Below are 3,974 nucleotides of genomic sequence, written 5' to 3' on the forward strand. Positions count from 1 at the left end.
CCGTCAACGCAGCCCAGCACAGCAGTCCCGCTCGCCCTCGCGGCTTGCTTGAGCCGGATGCCCGGAAACGGGCACGTCCGGTTCTGAGGGGGCCGGGGCGCAGCAATGCGCTCCGGCTACCCGGCGGAAGATCAGGCAGGGGAGAAGTGTGCAGGTCTGCACCTCGCCGACGCGCCCTTGATCGTCGTGCCATTAGCGTGCCATTAGACGGTGGAGATGCGGCCGACAAGCCATGATCAGAAGAGGCCGCGAGCTGTGGCAAGAGGCGTGATCACCGTGCCATTAGCGTGCCATTAGGGCAGCTCGGAGACGGCCAGCGGGGGAGCGGTGTCCCAGGTCGGCCCGCAGGTCAGCGTACCGCCGGGAGCGATCTTAGCTCCTTACAAGCGAGGGGTCACTGGTTCGAACCCAGTACCGCCCACCTGGTGAAACGGCGTGTTGCCGATCTTGTTTTCGCGGACCGAGTGACTATCTGAGCGACTATGCCTCGAAGTGATGTCGCCTCGGCCTTGTCGGGACGGGAGCGCTCACGGCGACGTGGCCTGGGAGGAGTTCAGAAGTAATCACGTCCGCCGTACCTGCCGGAGTCTCGGTGGCAGATGGTGGAGTTGGTCTGGGCTGCCGGACGCCGGAGGTAATGGGCCAAGAGGTTCGAGCCAACGCAATCAAGGCCGTCGCAACGATGGGGTGAGAGGGCAGGGCCTGGAGAAGCTGGCCCGGCCTGCGAACGGCCGGTACCGACTGGACGCCAACGAGGGGCTTCCGCGCGTCCTGGCCGCATCCTGACCAGTCTCCTGGAGAACTATTGCAGGCGTCGCCCTCTCCTGCTGGAGGGCGACGCCTTCTGGCAGTACATGAAGCTTGGCGCCGCTATAGTCCCGGTCGGGGAGTGGAGAGGGGCAGTCCTTGGTCTTGCCTCAGGACTCTCCGCTGATCAGTTCTCCGGCGCGGAGCGGACCGCGAACTGAACGGAAGCGATCTCCTCGCCCTCAACGTCGAAAGTCCATCTGTAGCGATGGCCAGGCTGCAGAGGCAGTGAACCTAGGCTGACCATGACATTGCTGTGGATATCCGTCATGCGAGCGACCTTGTCGTCTGCTAGGGGATTCCCCGGATCAAGGGATAGGCGCCCGTTGTACTGAATGGGGCGCCGTTCAGGCCCGTGGCGGACCGGCTCGCCGTCATCGTCGAGAAGGTTGAGCGTGAAGGTTTTGGCCTTCTCGGCTTCTTCCCATGACGTCCGCATCAGGACGACCACTGTCATAGGCGAAATCTGCGGTCCGATGATGGACCAGTCGCCGCCAAGCATGCTCAGCTTGCCAGTGACCTGATCATGTTGGGCCGCATCGCACAGCACAAGGAAGGCTTGCATCAGGTCAGGCCGTTTCTAGGTGGGCGCACAGACCGCCGACCGCGGTAGACGGCTGTGTTGGCGAGCGGAGACCCACGCTGGGGTGTACAACCACCAATAGTGGATCAACCGATCGAGTCATCTCGCGGCTCCACGAGTGCACACCTGTGACGACATGATGCACTTCGGCGCCGATGGCGAGAGCGTACCGGCGGATGGTGGATAGGTGAGGATCCCCACCTAGTCTCTCGAAGTCTGACACCGCCGGCTGGCTCCGGCCCATACGCTCAGCTACGTCTGCCTGTGTTAGTCCTTGTTCCTTCCGAATCTGAACGAGAGTCTCGATCAGGTCCATATCACGCTCGATAGCATCGGCCTCGCGGCGTTCCGCTGGATCGTCGAGGTCGATGCCGAGCAGGTCAGCGATGTGCGGGTCCATCACAGGCCTCCTGTCATCGGGTTCACCTTATATTCTCCCCAGCCAATCGGACAGTCGCTTCCGGGCCAGCTTGATGGTGCGCTTCTGCGCGCCTTGCCCGCCCTTCTTGTGAAAGGCGAGCGCCAGCAGGATGTGCTCACCTTGCGGGCCGTGTGCGAAGTACAGGCGGAACTCGGTGCCGCAGTAGCTGAGCCGGGCCTCGAAGAGGCCGCCGCCGAGGGGAGCTGTATCGCGATCAAGGGCGCGACCGAACTGGATGCGCGACATGAGCTCGCCCAGTTCCTTCTTCGGCGGTCCGTCCCCGAGCGTACGCCGGATCTCCTCGCGGACGATGGGCTGCCCAGTGTTGGAGCAGTAAAGCTCCCAGCTCGCTTTGGGCTTTTCCCTCACGCCGGCACCCTTTGTGATCTCAGTCTGAGACAGGAGGGCACCGAATGTACAGCTTCGCCCGGGGGGCGGATAGCCAGAATGGTTCGTAGGGTAACCAATCTGTTACTCCTTGGAGAGGTTGTGCGACGTCCGGCTCGCCCCGGGACCGCCGCCCGCCCATGTACTAGTCCGCCTCCACACGCTCGTCGGCCCGCGCTGAAGGCGTATGCCAAGCCCTCCAAGAGCAACTGGCAGCCACGGCACGCTGCCAGCAGGCGAACAACCCCATCCGGCCAAGCTCGCTTTACCGATCTTGTGATAGCGGCCTGAGCGACTTTGCCTCGAAGAGGCTGTCCATCTTCTCCGCACCCTGCATGAGGACCGGGCGGATTTGCTTGCGGTAGACGGTCTCGGTGACCACGATGTTGCGGTGGCCGACGAGGCGGGAGATGTCCTCGATCGGAACGCCGGAGTCGGACAGCAGCGAGACGAAGCTGTCTTTGAATCTAAGTCGGCTTTCTTTGCGGCCGAGCTCGACCGGCCACACACGCACTCGTGACCTTCATCGACGAACACCGCGAGGTGTTCGGTGTCGAGCCGATCTGCCGCGTGCTGAGCGAGCACGGGCTCGCCATCGCGCCCAGCACCTACTACGCCGCCAAGACGCAGCCTCCCTCGCCCCGCTCTGTCCGTGACGCCGAACTGGACAAACACATCCAGCGCATCCACGCCGGCAACTACAGCGTCTACGGCGTTCGCAAGGTCTGGTGGCAACTGCTGCGGGAGGGCCACCAGGTGGCCCGCTGCACCGTCGAGCGGCGGATGCGCGCATTGGGCCTGCATGGAGCCCGCCGCGGCAAGAAGATCCGCACCACCGCCCCCGACCCAGGCCATAAGCGAGCCGCCGACCTGGTCAAGCGGAACTTCACCACCACCCGGCCCAACGCCGTGTGGGTTGCGGACTTCACCTACGTGCATGCCTGGTGCGGCATCGTCTACGTCGCCTTCGTCGTCGACGTCTACTCCCGGGCGATTGTTGGCTGGCCGGCCTCGATGTCCAAGCGGGCCACGCTGATGCTGGACGCCCTGGACATGGCCTTGTGGCGGCGCGACCGCGCCGGACGCCCCGCCGGCCCCGGCCTCATCCATCACTCCGATGCCGGCAGTCAATACACCTGTTTCCGCTTCACGGCCCGCCTGATGACCGCCAGAATCGACGCCTCGATCGGCACGGTCGGGGATGCGCTGGACAACGCGCTGATGGAATCGCAGATCGGCCTGTACAAGACGGAGCTGATCAAACCTCGCGGGCCGTGGCGCAGCCTGGCCGAGGTGGAGTTGGCCACCGCCGAATGGGTCGAGTGGTTCAACACCACCCGCCTGCACTCCTCCATCGGCAACATCCCACCGGACGAGTACGAAGCCCTCTACTACGCTCAGCACCACCCCAGCGAACCCGCTGGAATCAACCCCTGAGGTCTCCACCGAAGCCGGGGCGATTCACGTTGCGGATGCGTTCGCCTATCGTGGCCATGAATACATGCTAGAGAAGGGTCGCTCACTGCTGGCGTGATCGGTCAGCAAGCCTCAACCGCTGGCGACGACGAGGCGGATGAGGGCGCTGCCCGATCGTTGCCAAGGTGTCGCGGAGCTTCCGACCCGGCAGAAGTGCTGAGTCCTCCTATTAGCCTCGGGCTTTCGCGGCGCATTTGAGCGGGCTTGATCGTTTACATGAGAAAGTGCCTTTGAGCTGGGAGGATTGGGCTTGTCTAGAGTCCTGTCCGCACCAGTTCAGAAGGCACTTTCCGAGTGAAG

General features: G+C 63.7%; 5 protein-coding genes and 1 other annotated feature. Of the genes, 1 reads left to right on the forward strand and 4 read right to left on the reverse strand.

The window, feature by feature from the left end; translation table 11 throughout:
- Positions 1-934: 934 nt before the first annotated feature.
- From HHX31_RS33310 to HHX31_RS33325, 4 genes are all read right to left on the reverse strand, one after another.
- Entirely contained in the window at positions 935-1,372 is a 438-nt protein-coding gene (locus HHX31_RS33310) for a DUF6941 family protein (RefSeq protein ID WP_169953775.1), read from the reverse strand.
- 4 nt (positions 1,373-1,376) lie between these two features.
- On the reverse strand, positions 1,377-1,790 hold the full coding sequence (locus HHX31_RS33315) for a helix-turn-helix domain-containing protein (RefSeq protein WP_169953777.1): 414 nt from the start codon (positions 1,788-1,790) through the stop codon (positions 1,377-1,379).
- A 27-nt stretch (positions 1,791-1,817) separates the two neighbouring features.
- Complete coding sequence (locus HHX31_RS33320) at positions 1,818-2,180, reverse strand: type II toxin-antitoxin system RelE/ParE family toxin (protein ID WP_169953779.1); 363 nt, start codon at positions 2,178-2,180, stop codon at positions 1,818-1,820.
- 283 nt (positions 2,181-2,463) lie between these two features.
- Positions 2,464-2,706 (reverse strand): hypothetical protein, encoded by a 243-nt coding sequence (locus tag HHX31_RS33325; RefSeq protein WP_211590678.1) that lies wholly within the window; start codon positions 2,704-2,706, stop codon positions 2,464-2,466.
- Positions 2,673-2,801, forward strand: a sequence feature (AL1L pseudoknot). (Overlaps the previous gene by 34 nt.)
- Between HHX31_RS33325 and HHX31_RS33330 the strand changes: the two genes are divergently transcribed.
- A complete protein-coding gene (locus tag HHX31_RS33330; RefSeq protein WP_169953781.1) occupies positions 2,715-3,635 on the forward strand; it encodes an IS3 family transposase in 921 nt (306 codons plus the stop codon). (Overlaps the previous feature by 87 nt.)
- Positions 3,636-3,974: the final 339 nt, after the last annotated feature.

Source organism: Microbispora sp. H11081, assembly GCF_012999535.1.
Lineage (GTDB): Bacteria > Actinomycetota > Actinomycetes > Streptosporangiales > Streptosporangiaceae > Microbispora.